This window comes from Micromonospora inositola (genome assembly GCF_900090285.1).
Classification (GTDB): domain Bacteria; phylum Actinomycetota; class Actinomycetes; order Mycobacteriales; family Micromonosporaceae; genus Micromonospora; species Micromonospora inositola.
Window position 1 is genome coordinate 5,050,188 of the sequence record NZ_LT607754.1, and the last position, 24,937, is coordinate 5,075,124.

General features: G+C 74.1%; 24 protein-coding genes and 1 tRNA gene. 15 read left to right on the forward strand and 10 right to left on the reverse strand.

The genetic code is table 11. The features are described from left to right. Positions 1-158: 158 nt before the first annotated feature. Together GA0070613_RS24060 and GA0070613_RS24065 are read right to left on the reverse strand one after the other, a co-directional pair. A complete protein-coding gene (locus GA0070613_RS24060; protein ID WP_408630963.1) occupies positions 159-1,604 on the reverse strand; it encodes an MFS transporter in 1,446 nt (481 codons plus the stop codon). 70 nt (positions 1,605-1,674) lie between these two features. Beyond that, complete coding sequence (locus GA0070613_RS24065) at positions 1,675-1,911, reverse strand: hypothetical protein (RefSeq protein WP_089014367.1); 237 nt, start codon at positions 1,909-1,911, stop codon at positions 1,675-1,677. A gap of 139 nt (positions 1,912-2,050) precedes the next feature. Here GA0070613_RS24065 and GA0070613_RS24070 point away from each other — a divergent pair, with 139 nt between their 5' ends. Further along, positions 2,051-3,220, forward strand: a complete 1,170-nt coding sequence (locus GA0070613_RS24070; RefSeq protein ID WP_089014368.1) for a geranylgeranyl reductase family protein — start codon at positions 2,051-2,053, stop codon at positions 3,218-3,220. A gap of 60 nt (positions 3,221-3,280) precedes the next feature. Here the strand turns inward: GA0070613_RS24070 and GA0070613_RS24075 are convergent, their stop codons facing one another. Beyond that, the gene (locus tag GA0070613_RS24075) at positions 3,281-4,315 is read right to left on the reverse strand and encodes an NAD(P)-dependent alcohol dehydrogenase (protein WP_089014369.1); all 1,035 of its coding nucleotides are present in this window, start codon (positions 4,313-4,315) and stop codon (positions 3,281-3,283) included. A gap of 99 nt (positions 4,316-4,414) precedes the next feature. On the opposite strand from GA0070613_RS24075, the gene GA0070613_RS24080 reads away from it, so the two are divergent. After that, positions 4,415-4,606, forward strand: a complete 192-nt coding sequence (locus GA0070613_RS24080) for a hypothetical protein (protein ID WP_231929430.1) — start codon at positions 4,415-4,417, stop codon at positions 4,604-4,606. A gap of 50 nt (positions 4,607-4,656) precedes the next feature. Here GA0070613_RS24080 and GA0070613_RS24085 read toward each other — a convergent pair whose 3' ends face one another. From GA0070613_RS24085 to GA0070613_RS24095, 3 genes are all read right to left on the reverse strand, one after another. Further along, positions 4,657-6,450 (reverse strand): bifunctional metallophosphatase/5'-nucleotidase, encoded by a 1,794-nt coding sequence (locus GA0070613_RS24085; protein WP_089014371.1) that lies wholly within the window; start codon positions 6,448-6,450, stop codon positions 4,657-4,659. Between the two features lie 234 nt (positions 6,451-6,684). Beyond that, positions 6,685-7,338 carry a nucleotidyl transferase AbiEii/AbiGii toxin family protein gene (locus GA0070613_RS24090; protein WP_089016156.1) on the reverse strand — a complete coding sequence of 218 codons (654 nt, stop codon included), beginning with the start codon at positions 7,336-7,338 and terminating at the stop codon, positions 6,685-6,687. A 25-nt stretch (positions 7,339-7,363) separates the two neighbouring features. Beyond that, entirely contained in the window at positions 7,364-7,705 is a 342-nt protein-coding gene (locus tag GA0070613_RS24095; protein ID WP_089014372.1) for a hypothetical protein, read from the reverse strand. A 536-nt stretch (positions 7,706-8,241) separates the two neighbouring features. Here GA0070613_RS24095 and GA0070613_RS24105 point away from each other — a divergent pair. The 10 genes from GA0070613_RS24105 to GA0070613_RS32340 all read left to right on the forward strand — a co-directional run bounded on the left by GA0070613_RS24105 (position 8,242) and on the right by GA0070613_RS32340 (position 20,036). Then, positions 8,242-8,838 carry a hypothetical protein gene (locus tag GA0070613_RS24105; RefSeq protein WP_089014374.1) on the forward strand — a complete coding sequence of 199 codons (597 nt, stop codon included), beginning with the start codon at positions 8,242-8,244 and terminating at the stop codon, positions 8,836-8,838. Positions 8,839-9,285: 447 nt separating this feature from the next. Then, positions 9,286-12,609 carry a formate dehydrogenase gene (gene fdh, locus GA0070613_RS24115; RefSeq protein ID WP_231929870.1) on the forward strand — a complete coding sequence of 1,108 codons (3,324 nt, stop codon included), beginning with the start codon at positions 9,286-9,288 and terminating at the stop codon, positions 12,607-12,609. Then, complete coding sequence (locus tag GA0070613_RS24120; protein ID WP_089014376.1) at positions 12,602-13,645, forward strand: 4Fe-4S dicluster domain-containing protein; 1,044 nt, start codon at positions 12,602-12,604, stop codon at positions 13,643-13,645. The genes fdh and GA0070613_RS24120 overlap by 8 nt, the downstream gene beginning before the upstream one ends. Further along, positions 13,642-14,955, forward strand: coding sequence for an NrfD/PsrC family molybdoenzyme membrane anchor subunit (gene nrfD / locus GA0070613_RS24125; protein ID WP_408630964.1), 1,314 nt, complete (start codon positions 13,642-13,644; stop codon positions 14,953-14,955). Before GA0070613_RS24120 ends, nrfD begins: the two co-directional genes overlap by 4 nt. 45 nt (positions 14,956-15,000) lie before the next feature. Continuing rightward, a tRNA-Sec gene (locus tag GA0070613_RS32335) sits at positions 15,001-15,096 on the forward strand. 48 nt (positions 15,097-15,144) lie between these two features. Then, the gene (gene selA / locus GA0070613_RS24130; protein ID WP_089014377.1) at positions 15,145-16,443 is read left to right on the forward strand and encodes an L-seryl-tRNA(Sec) selenium transferase; all 1,299 of its coding nucleotides are present in this window, start codon (positions 15,145-15,147) and stop codon (positions 16,441-16,443) included. A 1-nt stretch (position 16,444) separates the two neighbouring features. Further along, the gene (gene selB, locus GA0070613_RS24135; protein WP_089014378.1) at positions 16,445-18,208 is read left to right on the forward strand and encodes a selenocysteine-specific translation elongation factor; all 1,764 of its coding nucleotides are present in this window, start codon (positions 16,445-16,447) and stop codon (positions 18,206-18,208) included. 54 nt (positions 18,209-18,262) lie between these two features. Beyond that, on the forward strand, positions 18,263-18,460 hold the full coding sequence (locus GA0070613_RS24140; protein ID WP_089014379.1) for a hypothetical protein: 198 nt from the start codon (positions 18,263-18,265) through the stop codon (positions 18,458-18,460). A gap of 43 nt (positions 18,461-18,503) precedes the next feature. After that, positions 18,504-19,781, forward strand: a complete 1,278-nt coding sequence (locus GA0070613_RS24145) for a hemolysin family protein (RefSeq protein WP_089014380.1) — start codon at positions 18,504-18,506, stop codon at positions 19,779-19,781. Positions 19,782-19,847: 66 nt separating this feature from the next. Continuing rightward, entirely contained in the window at positions 19,848-20,036 is a 189-nt protein-coding gene (locus GA0070613_RS32340) for a hypothetical protein (RefSeq protein WP_157746485.1), read from the forward strand. 3 nt (positions 20,037-20,039) lie between these two features. On the opposite strand, the gene GA0070613_RS24150 is transcribed toward GA0070613_RS32340, so the two are convergent. Then, a complete protein-coding gene (locus tag GA0070613_RS24150; RefSeq protein ID WP_089014381.1) occupies positions 20,040-20,693 on the reverse strand; it encodes an HhH-GDP family DNA glycosylase in 654 nt (217 codons plus the stop codon). Positions 20,694-20,828: 135 nt separating this feature from the next. Between GA0070613_RS24150 and GA0070613_RS24155 the strand changes: the two genes are divergently transcribed. After that, on the forward strand, positions 20,829-21,035 hold the full coding sequence (locus GA0070613_RS24155; protein ID WP_089014382.1) for a hypothetical protein: 207 nt from the start codon (positions 20,829-20,831) through the stop codon (positions 21,033-21,035). On the opposite strand, the gene GA0070613_RS24160 is transcribed toward GA0070613_RS24155, so the two are convergent. The 3 genes from GA0070613_RS24160 to GA0070613_RS24170 form a co-directional block, all read right to left on the reverse strand. Next, the gene (locus GA0070613_RS24160) at positions 21,032-21,508 is read right to left on the reverse strand and encodes a hypothetical protein (RefSeq protein WP_089014383.1); all 477 of its coding nucleotides are present in this window, start codon (positions 21,506-21,508) and stop codon (positions 21,032-21,034) included. The genes GA0070613_RS24155 and GA0070613_RS24160 overlap by 4 nt on opposite strands. Further along, positions 21,505-21,714 carry a phosphatidylethanolamine-binding protein gene (locus GA0070613_RS24165; RefSeq protein ID WP_089014384.1) on the reverse strand — a complete coding sequence of 70 codons (210 nt, stop codon included), beginning with the start codon at positions 21,712-21,714 and terminating at the stop codon, positions 21,505-21,507. Before GA0070613_RS24165 ends, GA0070613_RS24160 begins: the two co-directional genes overlap by 4 nt. 71 nt (positions 21,715-21,785) lie before the next feature. After that, the gene (locus GA0070613_RS24170; protein ID WP_089014385.1) at positions 21,786-22,667 is read right to left on the reverse strand and encodes a universal stress protein; all 882 of its coding nucleotides are present in this window, start codon (positions 22,665-22,667) and stop codon (positions 21,786-21,788) included. Positions 22,668-22,796: 129 nt separating this feature from the next. On the opposite strand from GA0070613_RS24170, the gene GA0070613_RS24175 reads away from it, so the two are divergent. Together GA0070613_RS24175 and GA0070613_RS24180 are read left to right on the forward strand one after the other, a co-directional pair. After that, complete coding sequence (locus GA0070613_RS24175; protein ID WP_089016159.1) at positions 22,797-23,543, forward strand: SAM-dependent methyltransferase; 747 nt, start codon at positions 22,797-22,799, stop codon at positions 23,541-23,543. A 164-nt stretch (positions 23,544-23,707) separates the two neighbouring features. Continuing rightward, entirely contained in the window at positions 23,708-24,895 is a 1,188-nt protein-coding gene (locus GA0070613_RS24180) for a PP2C family protein-serine/threonine phosphatase (protein WP_089014386.1), read from the forward strand. Positions 24,896-24,937: the final 42 nt, after the last annotated feature.

Consider the following 24,937-nt stretch of genomic DNA (forward strand, 5'->3'; position numbering starts at 1 on the left):
CGGCGCGGACGCTGACGAAATCCCGGCCCGACCGGCTGCGCCAGGTGCCGATCTTGCGCAGGCCGGGGACGCCGAGGCCCGGGGCGCGCAGGCCGTGGGTGGCGGCGAGGTGCCATCTGGGGCTCCTGGTCTCCGCCCGGCCCCCGGCAGCAGGAGCCCTAGCGCGACCGGCGGCGACCGGCGGCGATGTCGACCAGCGCCGCCACCAGCGCGAGCGTGATGATCCCGGTGGCCAGCAGCAGCGAGTGCCGGAAGGCTGTCGCCCAGTCGCCCCGGCTGCTGGCCAGCGAGGAGAAGAACAACGACCCGACCGCCGCGATGCCGGCTGCCGAGCCGATCCGCTGGCCTGTCTGCAGCATGCCGGCCCCGCTGCCCGCCTGCGGCACCGGCACCTCCGACAGGGTCAGCGTCTGGTTCGGGGCGATGACCAGGCCGCTGCCCAGGCCGGCGAGCAGCAGCGGCACCGCGGTCAGCAGCGGCACCGAGCCGGACGGCGAGTCGCGCAGCACCCAGACCGTGGCCGCGAGCCCGATCACCACGACGAGCAGGCCGATGGCGACCAGCGGCCGGCCGTACCGGGTGACGACCCGGCCGCCGAGCGCCGACGCCACCGCCGAGCCCAGCGCGAACGGGGTGATCGCCAGGCCGGCGACTAGGGCGCTGTAGCCGAGCCCGTTCTGCAGGTAGAGGGTGAAGATGAAGAAGATGGCGGTGAACCCGCCGAAGTAGACCAGCGCGATCAGCGCCCCGAGGGTGTACGAGCGCAGCCCGAACAGCCGCAGGTCGAACAGCGGCGGCCGGTGCCGGCCGTACCACCGTTCCCACAGGCCGAAGACGACCAGGACGGCCAGGCCGGCCGGGACGAGCGCCCACTTCCACGGGGTGTGCCACTGTTCGCGCTGCACCAGCGGCAGCAGCACCATGGTCACCCCGATCCCGAGCAGCAGCACCCCGACCGGGTCGAGGCGGTGCCGGTCCTGCTGGCCGGTGGGGCGGGCCGGCAGCAGCCGCCAGCCGAGCAGCACCGCGACGATGCCCACCGGGACGTTGACGAAGAACACCCACCGCCAGCCGTGCTCCTCGCCGCCGAGTTGGATGAGCAGGCCGCCGAGCAGCGGTCCCACCGCGGTGGAGATGCCGATGGTGGCGCCGAGCAGGCCGAACGCCCGGCCGCGTTCCGCGCCCCGGAACAGCTGCTGGATCAGGCCGCTCACCTGCGGGTTGACCACGCCGGCCGCGGCGCCCTGCACCAGCCGGGCGGCGACCAGCCACTCCGGCGACCGGGCCAGCCCAGCCAGCGCGCTGGTCAGCGTGAACAGGGCCACCCCGACGACGAAGGCGGTCCGCCGGCCGCGGGCGTCGCCGAAGCGTCCGGCGGGCACCAGCACCAACCCGAAGGTGAGCGCGTACCCGGAGAGCACCCACTGCAGGTCACTCGGCGTCGCGTGGAGGGCGCGGTCCATCGACGGCACGGCGACGTTGACGATGCTGACGTCGAGCAGCGTCATGAAGGCGGCGACCAGGCCGACGCCGAGCGCCTGCCAGCGCTTCCGGACGTCGTACCCGCCGGTGTCGGCCGGTGCCGACGACCGGTCCGCGCTCATCGTGCCCCCCGAAGACCGTCGATCACGCATTCCTGATCGCTACCCGGGCCCTCGAGGAGCAAACGGGACGTCACGCCATCTGGCGAGCGCACCACCGCGGCCCGAAGTCCAGCCCCGCCAGCGGGGAGTCCTCCCGGTGCAGCAGGCCCTTCTCGGTGAGCAGGTGCAGCGGCGCTTGCAGCTCATCCTCGCTCATCCCCGTCTCCTGCGCGATCAGGTCGGGGTAGGGGACGTGTCCCCGGGTTTCCAGCGCGGTCACCGCCTGGTACACCCGTTCCTCGACCTCCGACAGTTGTACCTGCTGCATGGCTTTCCTCCTCGGCGTGACCCGCCCGGCCCGCGGGCGGCCTGCGCCCGGCGGTTACCCGGCGGGTGTCCGTTGATGCCCACCCGATCCGGGGAGTCGCGCCCGGCGTTTCGCCCGTGGCGTGGCCTAGGCTGCACCCGTGATCGTCTGGGATCTCGCCGTCGTCGGAGCCGGTCCCGCCGGGCTCTCCGCGGCGCACGCAGCGGCCCGCGCCGGGGTCCGCACGCTGGTCGTCGAGCGCGCCACCCATCCCCGCTACAAGACCTGTGGGGGAGGGCTGATCGGCACGTCGCTGGCGGAGGTCACCGACCGGATCGAGGTGCCGGTGCACGACCGGGTCGACCGGGTGACGTTCACCCGGGACGGGCGACGCGGCTTCACCCGCCGGCACGCCGCCGGGCCGCTGGTGGCCATGGTCCGGCGGGAGGAATTCGACGAGCGGCTGCGGGCCGCCGCGGTCGCCGCCGGGGCCGAGGTCCGTGAGGGCGTCGCCGTCCGCGCCGTCGAGCAGGACCCCGACGAGGTACGCCTGCGGCTGGCCGACGGCGAGACCGTACGGGCCCGGGTCGTCATCGGCGCGGACGGCTCCTCCGGAGTCACCTCCCGGCACGTCGGTGTCCGGCACCGGCAGGTGGACCTCGGGCTGGAACTGGAACTCCCGGTGTCACCGGACGAGCAGGAACGCTGGCGGGGCCGGCTGCTGTTGGACTGGGGGCCGGTCCCCGGGTCGTACGCCTGGGTCTTCCCGAAGGGCGACCGGCTCACCGTCGGGGTGATCGCCGCCCGCGGCGACGGGGAGCGGACCCGGGCCTACCTGCGGGACTTCGTCGACCGGCTGGGCCTGTCCGGGGTGACCCCGGAACACGACTCGGGCCACCTGACCCGCTGCCGGGCGGAGGACTCGCCGGTGCGCCGCGGCCGGGTGCTGGTCGCCGGGGACGCGGCGGGACTGCTGGAGCCGTGGAGCCGGGAGGGGATCAGCTACGCGCTGCGCTCGGGCCGGTTGGCCGGCGCGGCGGTCGTCTTGGCCGACCTCGACGGCTACGAGCGGGCGGTCGACCGGCTGCTGGCTCCGTCCATGCGGGCCGGTCACCGGCTGCTGGAGGTCTTCGAGCGGCGGCCGGACGTCTTCCACGGGCTGCTGGCCACCCCGGTCGGGTGGCGGATGTTCGTCCGGTTCTGTCAGGGCCGGGCCAGCTTCGACGAGACCCTCACCCGCCGGCCGGTCCGGGCGGCCCTGGCCCTGCTGGACCGCCTTCCCCCGGTCCGGTCGACGCCCCTCGCCGGGGCGCGGGCGGGCGCTCGCTAACGCTGCCCGGGTGACCGATTGGGATCTCGTTGGCCCTGGTCTTCCAGCACTCCTGACCGGTCAGGGCACGATCACCGCCCGACCGTGGATGTCGCCCCGCCGCAGCAGGTCGTACGCCTCCGGCGCCCGCTCCAGCGGGAAGATCTGCACGTCGGCCTGGAGCAGCCCGAGGCGGCCCAGCGCGATCACCTCCTGCAGCTCGGCCCGGGTGCCCCAGAACGGGATTTCCACGCTGGTCTCCAGCGGCAGGGTGGGCGGCTCGTCGGCGACGGGGCGGACGGGCAGCGTCCCGCCGGCGAGGCCGGCCCGCATCACCCGGCCCCCGACGGCGACGACCTGGCGGGCGGTGGTGAGGGTGGGGTCCGCCCCGACGAAGTCGAGCACCACGTCCGCTCCGTCCGGCGGGGGGCCGACGTGTGCCCGGATCCTCCCGACCGTGTCCGGTCCGGCCTGCACCACCTCGTGTGCGCCCAGCCGGGTGGCCAGATCCAGCGCGGCCACGCTGGTGTCCACCGCGATGATCCGTACCGCCGTGGTGGCGACCAGGATCTGCACCGCCATGTGCCCGAGCCCGCCGATGCCGATCACTACGCAGGACGTGCCGGGGCGCAGGTTGGGCCGGGCCAGCTCCACCGCGTGGTACGGGGTCAGCCCGGCGTCGGTGAGCGGGGCGGCCTGCTCCAGCTCCAGGGAGCCGACCGGCAGCAGCCGGGACGCCGGCACCACCACGTGCTCGGCCAGCCCGCCGTCGCGGCTGAGCCCGATGCCACCCACCGCCACGACCCGGCACTGGTTCTCCAACCCGCGCAGGCAGGCCCGGCAGCGGCCGCAGCCGATGATCCCGTACACGGCGGCGCGGTCCCCCGGCGACCACCCGGTGACGCCGGGGCCGACGGTGTCGACGGTGCCGGCGATCTCGTGGCCGAGCGTGATCGGGGTGGGGAACATCCCGGCCGGCGCGTCGAGGAGGTGCAGGTCGGAGTGGCAGGCGCCGACCGCGCCCACCCGCAGCAGCACGTCACCCGGCCCAGCGTCCGGGGTGGGCACCGCCACCTGTTCCAGCACGCCGGGACTGGTCATCCGTACCGCGCGCATGGTCTTGTCCTCCGCCTCGTCGCCGACGGCCGTCGCCGCGGCTTACCCGTGACCATCAGGTTGATGCGACGGCTGGACGGGCGGGCGCACAATGCGGGTATGAGCGAGCCGGCCGAGTCGTTCACCGACGAGGAGTACGCGTTCCTGCGGCACGTGCGCTTCGGCGAGCTGCCGCCGCTGGTCGGCCCGGACGAGCGGGTGGAGTTCACCGAGACCGAACCCCGCCGGGACCGGCCCGAGCCGGCCGGCAGCCCCGACGAGTGGAACCTCCGCCTCGGCCCGGGCGGCTGAGACGCGGACGGGCCGCGGGTGACAACCCGCGGCCCGTCGCATGGTATGGATCAGAAGACCGGCACGCCCTCGCGGACCAGCTTCCAGTTCGGCACGAAGAAGTCGGCCGGGTTGATCACGCCCTTGGCCTGCGCCCAGTCGATGAGCAGCTGGCGGATCTCCTGCTGCTGGTTGTAGACCTGGGTCTTCACGATGCCGGGGAAGTTGCCGCCACCGCTGCGCCGGTAGTTGTTCACCGCGATCACGAACTGCGCGTCCGCGGCGACCGGGGTGTCGGTGCCCGGCAGGACCAGCCGGGTGATCCGCTGGCCGAGCGGCTTCGAGATGTCGATGTCGTAGTCGACACCCGAGATCACGTCGTAGTTGTAGTCCGGCACGGCCGGGTCGCTGATCGTGTTCGGGTCGACCGGCGCACCCACCGGCAGCGTGGCGAAGTACTTCGCCGAGTACTCCAGGTACGCCTGCACCTCGGCGCCGGTCAGGACGACCGCCTCCAGGGTGTTGTCGTACACGTAGAGGCCCGCCACGTCGCGGATCCGCACGTCACCCTGCGGGAAGACGGCGGTCCGGCTGAACGGCGCGGCGATCGACAGCACCGGCAGGCCCGCGTACGCGGTGCCGGCGAGCGCCGTGGCGACCACCTCGGTCTGGACGTGGTTGATGAAGTCCAGGATCGGGGTGTCCTTGTACCGCGACTCGGCGGCGGACAACTCCACGCTGGACTGGGCGACGACCTGGTTGACGTAGCCGACCGTCTTGGCGTGCTGGCCCCGCACGGCCGCGAGCACCGCCGGGTCCTCGACCACGGTGTTGGTGTTCAGCATGGTGGCGGACCTGTCGACCACCTGCCACCGGCCCTTGACCTTGGCGACGGTGAAGTCCATCCGGGTGAGCCGCTGGCCCCACTTCGACGGCTCGGAGGTCAGCACCTGCGCGCCGGTGGCGGTGTTGGTGACGAACTTCTGCGGGACCTCGTTGTGCGCGTGGCCGAAGAGGATCGCGTCGATGCCGGGGACCTGCTCGGCGATCAGCGCGACCGGGTTCTCGTTCGGCAGCTCCGGGCCGTAGCTGGAGGTGCCGCTGTCACCGCCGTGGGCGGAGATGATGACGATGTCCGCACCGCGCTCGCGCATGACCGGCACCCACTTGGCGGCGGTGGCGATCATGTCGGCGAAGACCAGCTTGCCCTCGACGTTGGCCTTGTCCCAGATGGCCACTCCCGGGTTGGTCAGGCCGAGGATGCCGACCTTGATGGTCGGGGAGTCGGAGCCACCGAGGGAGACCTTCTTGATCACGTACGGCAGGAAGGCGGGCTTGCCGGTGGCCTCGTTGATCGCGTTCGCGGCCAGCGCAGGGAAGCCCAGCTGACCGATCCACTGGGCCAGCAGCGGCAGGCCGTAGTTGAACTCGTGGTTGCCCAGCGTGACGGCCTCGTAGTTCAGCACGTTCATCGCGTTGGCCATCGGGTGCGTCTCACCGGTGGTGGTGATCGGCTCCTGCTTGGCGTAGTAGGTGGCCAGCGGGGTGCCCTGGATGGTGTCGCCGGCGTCGAGGACCAGCGTCGGCTTGCTGCCGCGCTCGGCGCGGATCTGGTTGACCAGGGTGGCCAGCTTGGCGACGCCGACGTCGTTGTGCTTGCTGTCGTCGTACTCGGCGTCCTTGTAGTAGTCCCAGTTGTAGACGTTGCCGTGGGTGTCCGAGGTGCCCAGGACGGTCAGGTCCCAGGTCTTCGGGCCCGTCGACTCGGCCGCCCGGGCCGGGGCGCCGGCGATCAGGGGGGCGGTCGCGGCGGCGGCCGCGACAGCGAGCACCTGGCGGCGCGAGGCGCCGGAGGAGAAGGTCATGCCGTGCCTTTCCATGGGGGTTAGGCGCCTCGTGGGCGTCGTTGCGCACCATAACCAGCCGCCGTCACTCCTGCCACAGCGACCCGAGGTGGTTCACCACACCAGCGTCACCGGTCGCCGGCACGTAACACGCCGGCCATCCGGCTGTCGCTTCCGCCCCTGGAGCCTGCGTAGGGGCGGAGGGGCACCGGCGGCAACTCACCGGGTGACGTGCCGCCGGGTGCCCGCCGGCCGTCAGCGGGGCCAGGCGGCCATCCGGCGGCGTACCTGGGCCACCCGGGCCGCGTCGAGCCCGTAGCGCGCGAAGCGACGGTCCGGCACCTGGTCCAGGTAGCGGCCGGCGGCGCGAACGTCGTCGAGGTCCAGCGCCGGGTCGACCTGGCGGGCCAGTTCCAGCAGTTCCGCCACGTCGTAGTGCTCCAGCGCGGAGGACACGTCGATGTAGTCGCGCACCTCGCGCCGATTGACCAGCGCGGCGGTCTTGTTCGCGATCAGGTCGCGGACGTCCATCACCGGGCCGAGGTCCATCACCACCGGGCTGCGGTGCCGGTCGAGGCGGGCCAGGCTCAACCGGATCTGCCGGCCGTCCCGGCTCACCACGAAGTCCCGCAGGTCCCGGTCGAAGCCGTCGAACAGCTCACCGAGCTCGCTGCCCGGGTCGGCGTCCACCACCTCGTAACCGGCCCGCTCCAGCGCCGTACGCACCCCGGCCGCCGCCGCGGCAGCCGCCCCCTCCACGTCCGCGAAGAGATCCACATCCTCCGTCGGGCGGGTGACCAGGCCGTGCGCCGCCCACGCCACCCCGCCACCCAGCACGAACCGGTGCGGCCCGGCGGCCGCGAGGGCCACCCGGGCCACCTCCCGGTAGAACTCGTGCAGGTGGGTCACGGCGTGCGAGGTCACCGGCGGCGGATCACGCGGCGCGCAGGCCGCGGTGCCGGCTCTCCCACGCCACCCGTACGCCCCGCGGCAGGTTCAGCCGCCGCCACACCCGACGCAGCGTCCGACCGTTGATCAGCGCCCGGAGGTCGTCGGTGCGGGTCGTCTCGCGCAGCACGTTCTCGTACATCCAGAGCAGGTCGTCCGGGTCACCCAGATCGAAGGCGCGCTCGCTGCTCCACATCAGCCGCACTGGCAGCTCGATGACGCCCCGGGTGGGGCCGGTCAGCTCGGCGAGCGTCCGGGCCACCACGGCGGGGCGACCCGGTCGGGCCAGCTGGGCCGCCGGGGTCGTCGTGGGGGAGAGCGCCTGCATGGTGTCAGGGTAACGCCAACTCGGCTTCGGGCTGGTCTCCGGTTGTGGGCTTTCCTGCCGATGCCTCTTTCCGCTGCGCCTTTCTCGCTGCCGCTGCGCCGTCCGTTGCGGTTCGTTGTCGGTTGCGGTGGGGGGTGTGGCCCGCCATGCGGCGTGGATACCGCCTAGTCGGGGATCTGGTGCCGGTTGTCCGTTGCGGGCGGCCCGGGCGGCCGGGCGGCGGGGGTCTGGTGCCGGATGTCCGTTTCTGGGTGTGACCGGCGGCATCCTGGCGGCGGAATCGTCGGGGCCTCGGGGTCGTTACATCTCCCGTACGGCCGAGTACCTGGCCCGCTCGAGCGGGCCGATGGGACGGGCCCCCGGAATGATGGTGGGCCGGCGGTCGTTACACATGGTCCCGGCGCCGCGAAGAGGCCCCGCCCCGCGGCTGGCACCGGGCAGAGACTTTCCCCTTGCAGTTTTTGAGCGCCTGACGGTGCTTGCGCACGTGCCGGCCCCCACCGGTGTGTGCGTCGACCCCCGAATGGAGCTTCACCATGAACACGATCATGCGTAAGAGCGTTCTGGGTATTGCTGGTCTGGCTTTCACCGGTGGCGTGTTCGCCGGTCCGGTCGCCGCGCACGCCGACGCCACCCCGGTGGCCGGCAAGCCGGTCGCTGTCGCCGTGCAGGCCGACAAGCCGGGCGTGGACAAGGGCAAGCTGATTCCGCATGGTGTGCAGGGCGCGCAGTCGAAGATCACCCTGAACGGTGAGCAGACCGGCAACGCCAAGGCGATCATCGCGGCGACGAAGAAGGCGGGTCTGCCGGAGCGGGCCGCGGTCATCTCGATCGCCACCAGCCTGCAGGAGTCGAAGCTGGAGAACCTGGGTCACCTCGGTGACGCCAACGACCACGACTCGTTGGGCCTGTTCCAGCAGCGCCCGTCCTCGGGTTGGGGCACGCCGAAGCAGATCACCGACCCCGAGTACGCGACCCTGGCGTTCGAGAAGGGTCTCAAGCAGGTCGACGGCTGGCAGGACATGCCGCTGACCGAGGCCGCCCAGACGGTGCAGGTGTCGGCCTACCCGGACGCCTACGCCCAGTGGGAGCAGCAGGCCGCCGACATCGTCGCCCAGCACTGGAACAGCTGACCCACACAACCGAACAACATGCCGCTGGCCGGCACCCCGACGAGGGTGCCGGCCAGCGGCATTTCCACGTACCGCAGAAGAACCGCGACCGCCGCACGGACCGTGACCAAGGCCCCCACCGCAACCAGAAACCAAAGCGCAGCCGAAGTAGGGCAAGTGACGGCGGTCACCGGGGGTGCCGGAACACCGGACCCGGTGGCATCGTTGTGCAGAGCGTCGGTGTGTCCAGTGTCCCCGGGCCTCACCCAAATTGCCTTCGCGGAATACCGTTCGGCTGGAGCCGCGTCGTGCCACTCGCCGAGAGGCGACCTGCACACCGACACCCAGCGGCGCCCCGGCCATATGGCCGGGGCGCCGCTGTGTGTGTGCATGCACCCTCGAGTCGCGGCCGCCCGACCGCTGGCCTATGTTCAGAAGGTCAGCTTCCGCCGGGAGGGGGTGTTCCGGTTGGGTCTCCGGACCTTCATCGAGGGTTGGCCGGTCTACCGGCAGCTCACCGGCACCGACCCGCTCGGCCGGGGCGCCTCGGCGCAGTCCGCCCGTTCGGCCGGCCTGACCGCGCGTACCGAGACCGCCGACAGCATGGCCCGCTCGGTCTGCCCGTACTGCGCGGTGGGCTGCGGGCAGCGGGTGTTCGTCAAGGATGGCCAGGTCACCCAGATCGAGGGCGACCCGGACAGCCCGATCTCCCGCGGTCGGCTCTGCCCCAAGGGGTCGGCCAGCAAGAGCCTGGTCACCAGTCCGCTGCGCCAGACCAAGGTCCGCTACCGCCGGCCTTACGGCACGGAGTGGGAGGACCTGGAGCTCGACGTCGCGCTCGACATGATCGCCGACCGGATCCTCGCCGCCCGCGACGAGACCTGGGAGGACGTCGACGACCAGGGCCGCCCGCTGAACCGGACGCTGGGCATCTCCAGTCTGGGCGGGGCGACGCTGGACAACGAGGAGAACTACCTCATCAAGAAGCTGTTCACCGCGATGGGGGCACTCCAGATCGAGAACCAGGCCCGGATTTGACACTCCGCCACCGTCCCCGGTCTGGGGACCAGCTTCGGTCGCGGCGGCGCCACCGACTTCCAGCAGGCACTGATCCACTCTGACGTCATCGTCATCCAGGGCTCCAACATGGCCGAGGCCCACCCCGTGGGCTTCCAGTGGGTGATGGAGGCGAAGAAGCGCGGCGCCAAGGTCTTCCACGTCGACCCCCGGTTCACCCGGACCAGCGCGGTCGCCGACACGTACCTGCCGATCCGGGCCGGCACGGACATCGCCCTGCTCGGCGGCGTGGTGCGGTACATCCTGGAGAACGAGCTCGACTTCCGGGAGTACGTGGTCGCCTACACCAACGCGGCGACCATCGTCAGCGAGCAGTTCGCCGACACCGAGGACCTCGACGGCCTCTTCTCCGGCTTCAACCCGGAGACCGCCTCGTACGACCAGACCAGCTGGCAGTACGAGGGGCACGAAGAGCAGACCGGGACCAGGGGCAGCGGCAAGGAGCGGGAGACCGCGGCCGGCCTGCGGCACGAGTCGCACGGCGCGCCGGTGCCGGGTGAGACCCAGCGGGACGAGACGTTGCAGCACCCGCGTTGCGTCTACCAGATCCTCAAGCGGCACTTCTCCCGCTACACGCCGGAGATGGTGGAGCGGGTGTGCGGCATCCCGCAGGAGAAGTTCCTGGAGCTGGCGCGCGCCTGGACGGAGAACTCCGGCAGGGAGCGGACCGGCGCGCTGGTCTACTCGGTCGGCTGGACGCAGCACAGCGTGGGCGTGCAGTACATCCGCACGGGGGCGATCATCCAACTGCTGCTGGGCAACGTGGGCCGACCGGGTGGGGGCATCCTGGCGCTGCGCGGGCACGCCAGCATCCAGGGCTCGACGGACATCCCGACGTTGTTCAACCTGCTGCCCGGCTATCTGCCGATGCCGCACCACGCCGACCACCCGACGTTCGACGAGTGGGTGGACAGCATCCGGCACCCCGGGCAGAAGGGCTTCTGGGGCAACTCGCGGGCCTTCGCGGCCAGCCTGCTCAAGGCGTACTGGGGTGACGCGGCGACGCCGGAGAACGACTTCTGCTACGGCTACCTGCCCCGGATGACCGGCGACCACGGGACGTACCAGCAGGTGCTGAACATGATCGACGGCAAGGTCAAGGGCTACTTCCTGCTCGGTCAGAACCCGGCGGTCGGCTCGGCGCACGGCCGCGCGCAGCGGCTGGGCATGGCCAACCTGGACTGGTTGGTGGTCCGCGACCTGTTCCTGATCGAGAGCGCGACGTTCTGGAAGAGCAGCCCGGAGATCGCCACCGGCGAGATCGTGCCGGCGGAGTGCCGGACCGAGGTCTTCTTCCTGCCCGCCGCGTCGCATGTGGAGAAGGAGGGCACCTTCACGCAGACCCAGCGGTTGCTGCAGTGGCGGGAGAAGGCCCTCGACCCGCCGGGCGACTGCCGCTCCGAGCTGTGGTTCTTCTACCACCTCGGCCGGGTCCTGCGGGAGAAGCTGGCCAACTCCGACAAGCCCCGGGATCGGGCGCTGCTCGACCTCGCCTGGGACTACCCGACGCACGGCGACAAGGCCGAGCCGAGCGCCGAGGCGGTGTTGAAGGAGATCAACGGCTACGAGGTGGCCACCGGCCGCCCGTTGTCGCTGTTCAGCGAGGCCAAAGAGGACGGCTCCACCGCCATCGGCTGCTGGATCTACAGCGGCGTCTACGCCGACGGGGTCAACCAGGCCGCCCGCCGCAAGTCGCGGCACGAGCAGGACTGGGTCGCCGCCGAGTGGGGCTGGGCCTGGCCGGCGAACCGCCGGACCCTCTACAACCGCGCCTCCGCCGACCCGCAGGGCCGCCCGTGGAGCGAGCGGAAGAAGTACGTCTGGTGGGACCCGGAGAAGGGCGAGTGGACCGGGTACGACGTGCCGGACTTCGAGAAGACCAAGCCACCGACATACCGGCCGCCGAAGGACGCCTCCGGCCCGGAGGCGATCGCCGGCGACGACCCGTTCGTCATGCAGGGCGACGGCAAGGCCTGGCTCTACGCCCCCACCGGAGTGCTCGACGGCCCGTTGCCGACCCACTACGAGCCGGCCGAGTCGCCGATGCGCAACCCGATGTACGGCCAGCAGGCCAACCCGACCCGCAAGGTGTACAACCACCCGGTGAACCGGATGAACCCCAGCCCGCCGGAGGCGCACAGCGAGGTCTTCCCGTACGTCTTCACGGTCAGCCGGCTCACCGAGCACCACACCGCGGGCGGCATGAGCCGTACCGTCCGGCCCCTCGCGGAGTTGCAGCCGGAGATGTTCGTGGAGGTGTCCCCGGAGTTGGCCGCGCAGGTCGGACTGGCCCACCGGGGTTGGGCGCACCTGGTCAGCGGCCGGGCGGTGATCGAGGCGAAGGTGCTGGTGACCGACCGGCTCACCCCGCTGCGGGTGGACGGCCGGGTGATCCACCAGCTCTGGCTGCCGTACCACTTCGGTCCCGAGGGTCTGGTCACCGGCGACTCGGCCAACGACCTGTTCGGCATCACCCTGGACCCGAACGTGCTGATCCAGGAGAGCAAGGTCGGCACCTGTGACATCCGGCCCGGCCGGCGGCCCACCGGCCCGGCCCTGCTCGACCTGGTCGCCGAATACCAGCGCCGGGCCGGGATGACCGCCGACCGGCAGGTGCCGATCGTCACCACCGACGCGGCCGGCGGGCACGACGCGGCCGGCTACACCGACGCGCGGTCCGCCGAGGCGGCGCGGGACGGGGGCGGGGATGCCTGACGCCAACAGCCTCTACGGCCCCCTGGACCCGGCGCCGGACGCGGGCTGGGCCGACGCCGGGCCGCGGGTCGGCTTCTTCACCGACACCAGCGTCTGCATCGGCTGCAAGGCGTGCGAGGTGGCCTGCAAGGAGTGGAACGCCGTCCCGGCCTCGGGCTTCGACCTGCTCGGCATGTCGTACGACAACACCGGCGCGTTGACCGCCAACTCGTGGCGGCACGTGGCCTTCATCGAGCAGCCCCGCCCGGCCGGGCACCGCACCCCGCCGTTCGAGGGCGATCCGACCGGGTCGGCGGTGAGCCCGGCCAGCGCGGCGGTCGCCGCCGAGGTGGGCAACGACGCCGGCACCGATCCGGGGGTGCCCCCGGGCGAGCCGCAGGCCGCCGCCCGGATGGCCGCCGGGCCGGAGTTCCTCGGCATGCCGGGCGCCCAGCCGCCTGGCCGGTCCAGCGGCGTCGAGGAACGCACCGACTTCCGCTGGCTGATGATGTCGGACGTCTGCAAGCACTGCACCCACGCCGCCTGCCTGGACGTCTGCCCGACCGGGTCGCTGTTTCGCACCGAGTTCGGCACCGTGGTGGTGCAGGAGGACATCTGCAACGGCTGCGGCTACTGCATCTCCGCCTGCCCGTACGGGGTGATCGACCAGCGCAAGAGCGACGGCCGGGCCTGGAAGTGCACGCTGTGCTACGACCGGCTCGGCGCGGGCATGACCCCGGCCTGCGCCCAGGCCTGCCCGACCGAGTCGATCCAGTACGGGCCGCTCGACGAGCTGCGCGAGCGGGCCGCCCAGCGGGTCGCCACCCTGCACGAGCGGGGCGTCCCGGAGGCCCGGCTCTACGGCAACGACCCGACCGACGGGGTCGGCGGGGACGGCGCGTTCTTCCTGCTCCTCGACGAACCGGAGGTCTACGGCCTCCCCCCGGACCCGGTGGTCACCACCCGGGACCTGCCGAAGACGTACAAGCGGGCCGGCCTGGCCGCGCTGGCCATGGTGGCGGCGGCCGTCGCCGCGTTCGTCGGAGGTTCATCGTGAGTCCGGACCGCGCCCCCGTGGGCGCCCTGTTCCGCCGCTTCCGCGAGCGGCTCGCCGCCGAGGGCCCCGACCGCCTCGGCGGTCCGGGGCCACGCACCGGACACGGGTCGAAGGTGAACCCGGGCGGCGGCACGAACGGCAGCCGGGCGGCCGGGCCGGAGACGGGCGGCCCGAACGGCACCCCGTTGAGTGGAACGGGGACGGCTGCACCGGGGAGCGGCAGCCCGGCGACCGGCACCGGGGCGGGCGTGGCCCGGACCGACTCCGGAGCGGCGGAGGTCCGGCTGGCCCCGCATCCGCCCCGCGACGTCGAGCCGGTGGAGCGGCCGCGCCGGCGGGGCCGCAAGGGCGGCGGCGGGGAGCAGCTCACCGTCCCGCCCGCCGAGTTCACCTCCTACTACGGGCGACCCATCCTCAAGGCCCCGGTGTGGAAGTGGGACATCGCCGCGTATCTGTTCACCGGGGGTCTGGCCGCCGGTTCGTCCATACTGGCCGCCGGCGGGCAGCTCACCGGGCGGCCGGCGCTGCGCCGGGCCGGCCGGGTCAGCTCCCTGGCCGCGGTCGGCGCCAGCGCGTACTTCCTGGTCAACGACCTCGGCAAGCCGAGCCGGTTCCACCACATGCTGCGGGTGGCGAAGCTGACCTCGCCGATGTCGGTGGGCACCTGGATCCTCACCACCTTCGGCCCGGCCGCCGGCCTGGCCGCGGTCGCCGAGGCCGCGCCCTGGCTGCCCGAACGCGGGCTGCTCGGGCTGGGCCGGCGGCTGCTGCCCCCGGTCGGGCACGCCGCCGGGCTGGTCGCCGCGGTCACCGCGCCGGCCCTCGCCACGTACACCGGGGTGCTGCTCGCCGACACGGCGGTGCCGTCCTGGCACGAGGCGTACCCGGAACTGCCGACCATCTTCGCGGGCAGCGCCCTGGCCAGCGGCGCCGGCGTGGGGCTGCTCGCCGCGCCGCCGGCGCAGGCCGGCCCGGCGCGCCGCCTCGCAGTGGCCGGCGCGGCCCTGGAGCTGTGGGGTTCGCACCGGGTGGAGAACCGGCTCGGCCTGCTCAGCGAGCCGTACGCGACCGGCACCGCCGGCCGGCTGCTGCGCGCCGGTCGGGCGCTGACCGCCGCCGGAGTGGCCGGCGCGCTGGTCGGCCGGCGCAGCCGGGCCGTCTCCGCGCTCTCCGGCGGGGCGCTGCTGGCCGCCGCCGTCTGCACCCGGTTCGGCATCTTCCACGGTGGCGTCGCCTCCGCGAAGGACCCCCGGTACACCGTGGTGCCGCAGCGGGAGCGGGCCGACCGGCGGGTGGCCGCGGGGGACTGACCCGTCGCCGCGCTTCCGACGGATCTCTGTGGTTGACTGCTGCGTGGAGGCGTTCAGGCGGCTGGTGCCCCTCCCGGTCTTCAAAACCGGTGTGGTCCGGGACCCGGGCCAGGCGGGTTCGATTCCCGTCCGTCTCCGCCAAAGCAGGCGCAGGGAATTTCCTGCCAGGCAGGCGCAGGGAGTTGACGCATGCCCGACGGCACGGCCGATCCGCGTCGGCGGGTGCCGCGCACCGACGCGCTGCTCGCCGACCCGGCGTTCACCGCCGCCGCCGGCACGCTCGGCCGCGACCGGGTCAAGGCCGCGATCGTCCGCGCGCAGCAGCGCGCCCGCTGCGGCGACATCACCCCCGAGGAGGTACGCGACGTCGCGCTGGCCGACCTGCCGGCGCCCGCGCCCCGGCCGGTGCTGAACGCCACCGGCGTGGTGCTGCACACCAACCTCGGTCGGGCGCCGCTGTCGGCCGCCGCGGTCGAGGCCCTCGTGGCCGCCGCGGGGCACACCGACGTGGAACTGGACCTGCGCACCGGCCGGCGGGCCCGGCGCGGCCGGGACACCCTGGACGCGCTCGCCGCCGCCGTGCCCGACGCGGCGGCCGTGCACGTGGTCAACAACGGCGCCGCCGCGCTGGTGCTCGCCGCCACCGCCCTCGCCGCCGACGCGGAGATCGTGGTCAGCCGTGGTGAGCTGGTCGAGATCGGCGACGGGTTCCGCCTGCCCGACCTGCTGGAGAGCACCGGCGCTCGGCTGCGCGAGGTGGGCACCACCAACCGCACCACCCGCGCCGACTACGCCGCGGCGATCGGCCCGCGCACCGCCTTCGTGCTCAAGGTGCACCCGTCGAACTTCGTGGTCACCGGCTTCACCTCGGCAGTGCCGGTGCGGGAGCTGGCCACCCTCGGCGTGCCGGTGGTGGCCGACATCGGTTCCGGGCTGCTCGCCCCCGATCCGCTGCTGCCCGACGAGCCGGACGCCGCCAGCACCCTGCGCGCCGGCGCCGCGCTGGTGACCGCCAGCGGCGACAAGCTCCTCGGCGGTCCGCAGGCCGGGCTGCTGTTCGGCGACGGCGACCTGGTCGAGCGGCTGCGCCGGCATCCCCTGGCCCGGGCCCTGCGGGTGGACAAGCTCACTCTGGCCGCCCTCGCCGCCACCCTGCACGCCCCGACCACCCCGACCCGGGACGCCCTGCACGCCGACCCGGCCGTGCTGCACGAGCGTGCCGAGCGGCTGCGCGACCAGCTCGGCGCCGACGGCCGCAAGGCCGAGGTCGTGCCCTGCGCTGCCGTGGTCGGCGGCGGCGGCGCCCCCGGCGTCGAACTCGAGTCGTGGGCGCTGAGCCTGCCCGAGCGGTACGCCGAGCCGCTGCGCACCGGCGAGCCGCCGGTGCTCGGCCGGGTGCTGCACGGCCGCCTCCTGCTCGACCTGCGCTGCGTGCCGGCCGACGCGGACCCGGCGATCCGGGCGGCCGTCCTGCGGGTGGGCGACTGACGTGTGGGTCGTCGCCACCGCCGGACACGTCGACCACGGCAAGTCCACCCTGGTCCGGGCGCTCACCGGGATGGAACCCGACCGCTGGGCCGAGGAACGCCGCCGGGGCATGACCATCGACCTGGGTTTCGCCTGGACCACGCTGCCCTCCGGCGGCACCATCGCCTTCGTCGACGTGCCCGGGCACGAGCGGTTCGTGCCGAACATGCTCGCCGGGGTCGGGCCGGCGCCGGCCGCGCTGATCGTGGTCGCCGCCGACGAGGGCTGGATGCCGCAGTCCGCCGAGCACCTGGCCGCGCTGCACGCGCTCGGGGTGTCGTACGGCCTGCTGGCGGTGACCCGCGCGGACCTCGCCGACCCGGGACCGGCGCTGGCGCAGGCCCGGGCGGAGATCGCGGCCACGTCCCTGGGCGAGGTGGCGGCGGTGGCGGTCAGCGGCGTGACCGGCGCCGGCCTGCCCGACCTGCGGGCCGCCCTGGACCGCCTGGTCGCCCGGCTGCCCGCCCCGGCGCTCGACGCCCCGGTCCGGCTCTGGGTGGACCGCTCGTTCACGATCAGGGGCAGCGGCACCGTGGTCACTGGCACCCTGGGCGGCGGTCGGCTGCGCGTCGGCGACCAGCTCGAACTCGCCGCCACCGGCGAACCGGTCCGGGTCCGCGGCCTGCACTCGCTGAACGCCGCGCAGCAGCGGGTGGACGCGGTGGCCCGGGTGGCGGTGAACCTGCGCGGGGTCTCCCGGGACCGGATCGCCCGCGGCGACGCGCTGCTCAGCCCCGGCCGGTTCCGGCCGACCGACCTGCTGGACGTGCGGCTCGCCGGCGACCCGGCCGGCGACCTGCCGGCCACCCTCACCCTGCACGTCGGCTCGGCCGCGGTGCCTGCCCGGGTACGGCCGCTTGGCCCCGACACGGTCCGGCTGCGGCTGGCCCGTCCGCTGCCGCTGCTGATCGGCGACCGGGCGCTGCTGCGCGACCCGGGCCGGCACCACGTCGCCGGTGGGGTGACCGTGCTGGACGTGGCCCCGCCGCCGCTGCGCCGGCGCGGCGCGGCGGCGGCCCGGGCGGCGGTCCTGGCCGGGCTGGACGGCCGGCCCGACCTCGCCGGGGAGCTGCGCCGCCGGGCCCTGGTCCGAGCCGGCGAGCTGACCCGGATGGGCGTGCCGGTCACCGTCGCGCCGGTGGCCGGGGACTGGCTGGCCGACCCGGAGCACTGGCGCCGCCTCGGCGTCCGGCTCACCGAGGAGGTCGCCCGGTACGCGGCGGAACATCCCCTCGAACCCGGCGTGCCGGTGGACGTGCTGCGCCAGCGCCTCGCCCTGCCCGACCGGGCCCTGGTGGAGGCGCTGCTCCGGCCGCCGCTGCGGCTGCGCGCCGGCCGGGTCACCGCGGCGGCGGTCGACGCGCTGCCGGAGCCGGTCGCCCGGGCCGTCGACCGGGTCCGCGCCGAGTACGGCGAACGCCCCTTCCAGGCCCCCGAGACGCACCGCCTCGCCGACCTGGGGCTCGGCCCCCGGGAGATCGGCGCGGCCGTGCGGGCCGGCGCCCTGCTCAAGCTCGCCGACAACGTGGTGCTGCTCCCCGGTGCGCTCGACGACGCGGTACGGGTCCTCGCGCGCCTGCCGCAGCCGTTCACCCTCAGCGCCGCCCGGCAGGCCCTGGACACCACCCGCCGGGTCGCCGTGCCGCTGCTGGAGCTGCTCGACCGGCGGGGCGCCACCCGCCGGCTGCCCGACGACGCCCGTGAGGTGGTCGCCCCGCCGAGCTGACCGGCGCGGACGAAGACGACCCGTCCGACCGGCGCGGTCGCCTACCGTGACGCCATGGACCCTTCGGCGGTCTGGCGGGACAAGCAGCACCGGTGGCGGATCGAGGCGTACCGGGCGCCGGACCTGCGTTTCGCCATCTTCGCCACCAACGGCACCACCGAGTCGGCGCCGCTGTGGTTGTTCGGGATGGCCGCGCTGGCCCGGTGGCTGATGACCCACGCCATCTCCCTGGACGACCTGGAGAACGACTGACCGGGTGCCCCGGCGGGCGTGCGGTGGAGCGGGAGGGGGTGTGATGGCCGGTCAGCTCGCCCTGGTGGCCGTCCTGGTCCTGGTGAACGCGGCGCTCTCCGGCAGCGAGATGGCGCTGGTGACGCTCCGCGAGGGGCAGCTGCGGCGGCTGGGCCGCGCCGGTCGTACCGGCGGGCGGCTGGTCCGCCTGGCCCGGGAGCCGAACCGCTACCTGGCCACCATCCAGCTCGGCATCACCCTGGCCGGCTTCCTCGCCTCGGCGGCGGCCGCGGTGTCGCTGGCCGAGCCGCTGGTCGGGCCGCTGGCCTTCCTCGGCGGCGCGGCGCACGCGGTGGCCGTGCTGCTCGTGACGGTGGCGCTGACCTTCGTCACCCTCGTCGTCGGCGAGCTGGCGCCGAAGCGGCTGGCGATGCAGTGGGCGGAGCGCTGGGCGCTGCTCAGCGCCGCCCCGCTGGACCTGCTGGGCCGGCTGTCCCGGCCGGCGGTGTGGCTGCTCAGCCGCAGCACCGACCTGCTGGTCCGGCTCGCCGGTGGGGACCCGCGGGCCGGCCGGGAGGAGGTGACCGAGGAGGAGTTGCGCGAGATGCTGGTCAGCCAGCGGGGTCTGTCCGCGCAGCAGCGGGAGATCCTGTCCGGGGCGTTCGACATCGCCGGCCGGACGCTGCGGGAGATCCTGGTCCCGCGCCGGGACGTGACGGTCGTGCCGGCGTCGGTGCCGGCCCCGGAGGCGATGCGGCAACTGGCGGCCGCCGGCCGGTCCCGGGCCCCGGTGGTCGGGCCGGGCGGCCTGGACGACGTGTGCGGCGTACTGCACATCCGCGACCTGGTCGACGCCGGTGACGCCACCGCCGGCGAGCGGGCCCGGCCGCCGTTGCTGCTCCCCGGGACGCTTCCGGTCGCCGACGCGATGCGCCAGTTCCGCCAGCGTCACGAGCAGATCGCCCTGGTGGTCGACGAGCACGGCGGGGTCGACGGCCTGGTGACCATGGAGGACCTGCTCGAGGAGGTGGTCGGCGAGCTGTACGACGAGACCGACCGGGACGTGCGCGGGGTGGTCCGGGAGCCGGACGGCGCGCTGCTGCTCTCCGGCGACTTCCCGCTGCACGACCTGCCGGACGTCGGGGTGCGGCTGACCTTCCCGCTGTCGCGGGACTACACCACGGTCGCCGGCCTGGTGCTGGCCCGGCTGGGGCGGGTGCCCGACGGGCCGGGGGAGAAGGTCCGCCTGCCCGGGCTCACCATCACGGTGCTCGAGGTGACCGACCGGGCGGTCCGCCGGGTGCGGCTGCGGGGTCCCGCCGCCGGCTGCCGACCGGAGTGACCCGGACGGGGGAACCGACCCCGAAACGGCACACGAGGGGCGGCGGGCGCCCGTACCGTCCGGGACGTGAAGGACCGAGGAATGCGGACGTTCCTGGCGGTACTCGCCGGGTTCGCGGTGATCTACTTCGCCGTCACCGGCCACCGGGGCACCGGCGAGGGTAGCGGTGTCTCCGGCGGCGTCGTGCTGCTCGCCCTGTTGGCGGCCGCGCTGGTATGGCATCTGACCAGGCCCCGCGACACGGCCGCCAAGTGAGGCTCAGCGGGCCGCCGCGCTCCGGCTGACCTCGCCCGCCGACTCCTCGCCCAGCGCCACCCGCACCAGCGCCGAGGCGAGCCGCCCGAAGTCGGCGTCGCCGACCAGGCCGGCCAGCCCGCCCGGGTTCGCCGGCAGCCCCAGCCGCTTCGCGCCGGCGAGGGCCCGCCGGTCGGCGTACGGGCGCACGTCCGGCCAGACCGTCTGCGCCTCGCGCAGGAAGATGTCCGCCCCGGTGGGGCCGATGCCCGGGAACTGGGTGAGCAGCCGGCGTAGCATCGACCGGTCGCCATCGGCCTCCCGGTGCATCCGGCGCAGGTCCCCGTGCCAGCGGTCCAGGCAGAGCCGGGCGCCGGTGCCCAGCATCGTGGCGGTCCGCTCGTCGTAGCGGCGGTAGTGCCCGCGGCCCAGCGCGTCCACCCGGTCCTGCCAGCTCGCCGCCTCCATGGCCTGCGGGGTCCGGTAGCCGGCCGCGAAGAGCTCGCGCGTGGCGGCGAGAGCCACCCCGGCCCGAATCCGGGTGCTCAGCAGCGTGGTGAGCACCAGCAGCTGGTACAGCGGCCCGGGGCGGTCGGCCAGTCGGATCCCGGCCTCCTCGGCGTACGTCCGGCCCTGCCGGTCCAGCAGCACCCGCGCCACGTTCCGGTCGTCCCGCATCCCGGGGGTGTACCCGTACCGCGTCGGCCCAGACCTTCGGCCGCGCCCCCGACCCGGAATGCGCTCGACGGCGGCGGGTAACCCGCACAGGTGCGCGGCCTACGCCGTGTGCCGTCCACCGGAAGGAGCAAGCCCGTGACGAACGTGCAGCAGCCCGAGATGCGCCGGAACGGGAACAACCCGACCGTCCAGGACAGCAAGGAGCCGGGCCCCGCCGGCGCACCGCGCAACCGTGGGACGTCCCAGGGAGACCGGGGGCGACCGACGCCGAAGGGGCAGGTCTCGCCGTACGGCCCGGCCGGCGCGCCGGTGGCTGACGACGAGAGCGACGACCGGGGCTAACGCCCCCGCCGGGATGGCGACCGCAGCCGGTTCCAGGTGGCTGCGGTCGCCATTCCGTATGCCAGGTGCGGGATGATGTCGGCCACCCAGTCCTTCGGTCGCCAGGTGCGGGGATTGGAGACGCCGAGCGCGGTGATCGAGCCGTCCGTGGTGGCCATGACGCCGCCGCCGAGCAGACCCGCGGCGAGCGGCAGCGGGATCCGACGGCGGGCGGCGAGGAGGCCGAAGGCGGCCCCGGCGGCGACGCCGGTGGCGTACCCGAGCACGGGGCCGAGGCCCGAGCGGCGGGTGGCCGCCCGGTCCTCGGGCCCGAGGTCGACGTGCGCCGCGCCGGCGAGCCGGCGGATGGTCTCCTCCGCGGTGCTGCTCGCCGGTCGGGCCCGCACCGCGATGTCGAGGTAGCCGACCACGTTCAAGGCGGCGCTGCCCACCGCGCCGGCGATCGCGCCGTCGACCAGGGGCGCGACTCTCACTTCGGGTCGCCCGGTTCGCGCTCACCCTTGGGGCCGAACGTCCGTTCCCCCCGGACGACGCCGCGTTGGCCGCGGTCGTCCTGGAGGATCCGGTTGGCGACCTGGTTGGCTTCCTTGTCCGCCGCCCGCCCGGACTGTTCGATCAGATCGCGCAGCCGCGCCCGTTCCTTGTCGTATGCGCTGCTGCCCGGCCGTGGTCCTGGCATCGCTGCCTCCTCGTGTCGGCGTGCCCGGCTCGTCTACCCGGCGGCGTCGGGGTCATTCGTGCCGGCGGCGCTCAGGCGGGGGAGCGGATCACGGCGACCGGGCACGCCGCGCGGTGCAGCACGCCGTGGCTGACCGACCCGAGCAGCAGTTCCCTGAGCTCGCCCCGGCCCTGGCTGCCGACCACCAGCAGTTGGGCCTCCCGGCTGGCCTCGGTGAGCGCGGCGACCGGCCGGGCATGGACCACCGCTCGGGTGACGGGCACCTCCGGGTACCGCTCGGTGAGCCCGGTGAGGGATTCGGCGAGCACCCGCTCCTCCTCGCCGCGCAGCTGGTTCTCCTCGTATACCAGGGGTTGCATGTCGCCCGGGCCCCCGGAGGCCGGGTGGGTGTAGGCGTGCACGGCGTGCAGCCGGGCGCCGCGCACCGCCGCCTCCTCGGCGGCGAACTCGACCGCGGCGCGGGACAGCGCCGAGCCGTCCACCCCGACCACCACCGGTCCGGCCGCGTGCTCCTCGCCCCGGCCCACCAGCACCGGGCAGTCCGCGTAGGAGGCCACCTGGATCGCCACCGAGCCGACCACCAGCGCGGCGAAGCCGCCCAGGCCGCGGTCGCCGAGCACGATCATCGTGGCGGTGGGGGACTCGCCGATCAGCACGGCGGAGGCCTCGCCGTCGATGATCTCCCCGGAGATTCGCAGCCCCGGCGCCGCCGCCTCCGCCGCGGCCACCGCCTCAGCCACCAGTTCCTGCGCCTGGCGCCGCAGTCCGCCGCCGGGTGGCCCTTCGGCGAGCTGGTTCACCGGTACGTGCAGCAGCGGCCAGATGAAGCCGTGCACCACCCGCAGTGGGCGGTGCCGGCGGGCCGCCTCGGCCGCGGCGAGGCGGACGGCCCGCAGCGCCGGCTCGGAGCCGTCCACGCCGACCACCACCGCCGCGCCGTTCGCCGAGTTCACCGCTGCACCTCCTGGCCGCCGGACGCCCGCGGCCAGTATCGCGGCCCGCGGCCGGTCCACGGGGCGATACCGCCGGAGCGGACCCGTGGGTACGCTGTCGACCATCGCCCGAGGAAGGGAGCCTCGTCGATGGCCGAGCCCGACCAGCCGAGCACCGCCCGAATGATCGACTTCTGGCTCGGTGGTGAGCACCACTTCCCGGCCGACGTGGCCGCCGCCCGCGCCTTCGAGGAGGCGTACGGCCCCGGTGCGGTGATCTTCCGCTCGCTGCGAGAGTTCCTCGGCCGGGCGGTCCGGTCGATCGCCGACGCGGGGGTGGACAGCTTCCTGGTGTTCGGTGCCGGCGTGCCGAGCCGCGGCAACGTGCACGAGGTCGTTACCGAGGCGACCGTCCTCTACACCGATGTCGACCCGGTGACGATCCGGCTCGGCCAGCGCATCCTCGCCGGCAGCGACCGCGCCGGTTACGGGTTCGGCGACGCCACCGACATCGGCACGCTCGACCCGGCCCAGCTGCACCGGTTCGTCCCGGGCTGGGGGCGGAGGCCGGTCGGGGTGGTCTTCCTCGGGCTGGCCGCGTTCCTCGACGACGACACGCTCTCCCGCACCCTGGACGAGCTCTGTGAGGCGGTCGCGCCGGGCAGCTTCCTGGCCGTCGACTTCGCCGGGGAGGAGCTGGCCGGGTATCCACGGGCCCTGGCGATGATGGGGCCGTCGTTCCGGATGCGCCCGCCCGCCGCGTTCGGTCCGCTGCTGGGTCGCTGGGAGCTCACCGCCGACGGCGTCGTGCCGGTCGCCCGGTGGCGTCCGGACGGCGAGCCGGCCGCGGTGCCGGACGCGTTCTACGGCGCGGTGGCGACGAAGCCGGCCGCCTGACGGGCCACGTCCCCGTCCCGCGCCCCTGGACCGGGCTCTCCGCAAGGGGATCCTGCCGTGGCCGGGTGCGCCGCTGCGCGGGCGGTCGGAACCGGGCGTCCGGGATGCCGGCCCACCTCCGTATGATGCTTGCCCCAGAGCAATAATCGTCCCGGAGGATGCACATGCCGGATGTGGCCGGACAGGTGTCGCGCGCCGTGCGCCTGGCTCCGCCCGACCAGTTGGTGGAGGCGGCCGACCGGGCGATCCGCGCGGCGCTGGGGGCGTCGCGCACCGAGGTGTTCATCGCCGACTACCGGTTCAGCGGGCTCTGGCCGGTGCTGGACCCGGAGCTGCCGGACGCCGGGTTCCTCTCCTGCCAGGGCGTGGCCCAGCGCTGCTTCAGCAGTCAGCAGCCGGTGCAGGACGCCGGCGAGGACGGCCGGTGCCGGGTCTACCTGCCGCTGTCGGTCTGGGGCGAGCGGCTCGGTGTGCTGCTGGTCGAGCTTCCCGCCCACCCGGACGCGGCGGCGGTGCAGGTGGCCCAGGACATCGCGGGCGAGCTGGCGGTGGCGCTGCGCGCGGCCGACCGGGAAACCGACCGCTACCGCCGGGCCCGGCGCCGGGAGCGGCTGAGCATGGCCGCCGAGATGCAGTGGGACCTGCTGCCCGGGCGGAGCGTCGCGCACGGCGCGTTCCTGCTGGCCGGCCAGCTCGAACCGGCGTACACGGTCGGGGGTGACCACTTCGACTGGTCGGTGGACGGGGACCGGCTCACCGTCACCGTGCTCAACGGCACCGGCAGCGGCCTGGCGGCCTCGCTGCTCACCGCGGTCACCGTGAACGCGATGCGCAACGCCCGCCGGTCCGGCGGGAGCCTGGTCGAGCAGGCCGAGCTGGCCTCGGACACCATCTTCTACCAACACCGCGGCAGCCGGCACGTGGCGACGCTCCTGCTGGAGCTGGACGCCCGGCGCGGCGTGGTGAAGGCGGTGGACGCCGGCTCGCCGCACGTGCTGCGGCTCCGCGGGGGCACGGTCACCCCGATCGCCCTGGAGCAGCAGCTGCCGCTGGGCATGTTCGCCGAGACCCGGTACGACGTGCAGGAGTTCGCGGTGGAGCCGGGGGACCGGCTGTTCGTGGTCAGCGACGGCGTGTACGCTGCCGAGCCGGCTGGCCAGGAGCCTTATGGGGAAAGGGTCATGGCGCGGTCGATGCGGTCCACTCGGCTGCAGCCGGCGACCGAGGCAGTTGGTACGGTGATGCGCGAACTGCACGCGTACCACGTCGACGCGGACCTCCGTGATGACGCGGTCGTCGTCTGCCTGGACTGGCGCGGTTCCGGCCGTGTGGACGACGGATGTGAGCGGTAACCGGACCGACGGGGAACACGAACGGGACGATCGCAGGGGACA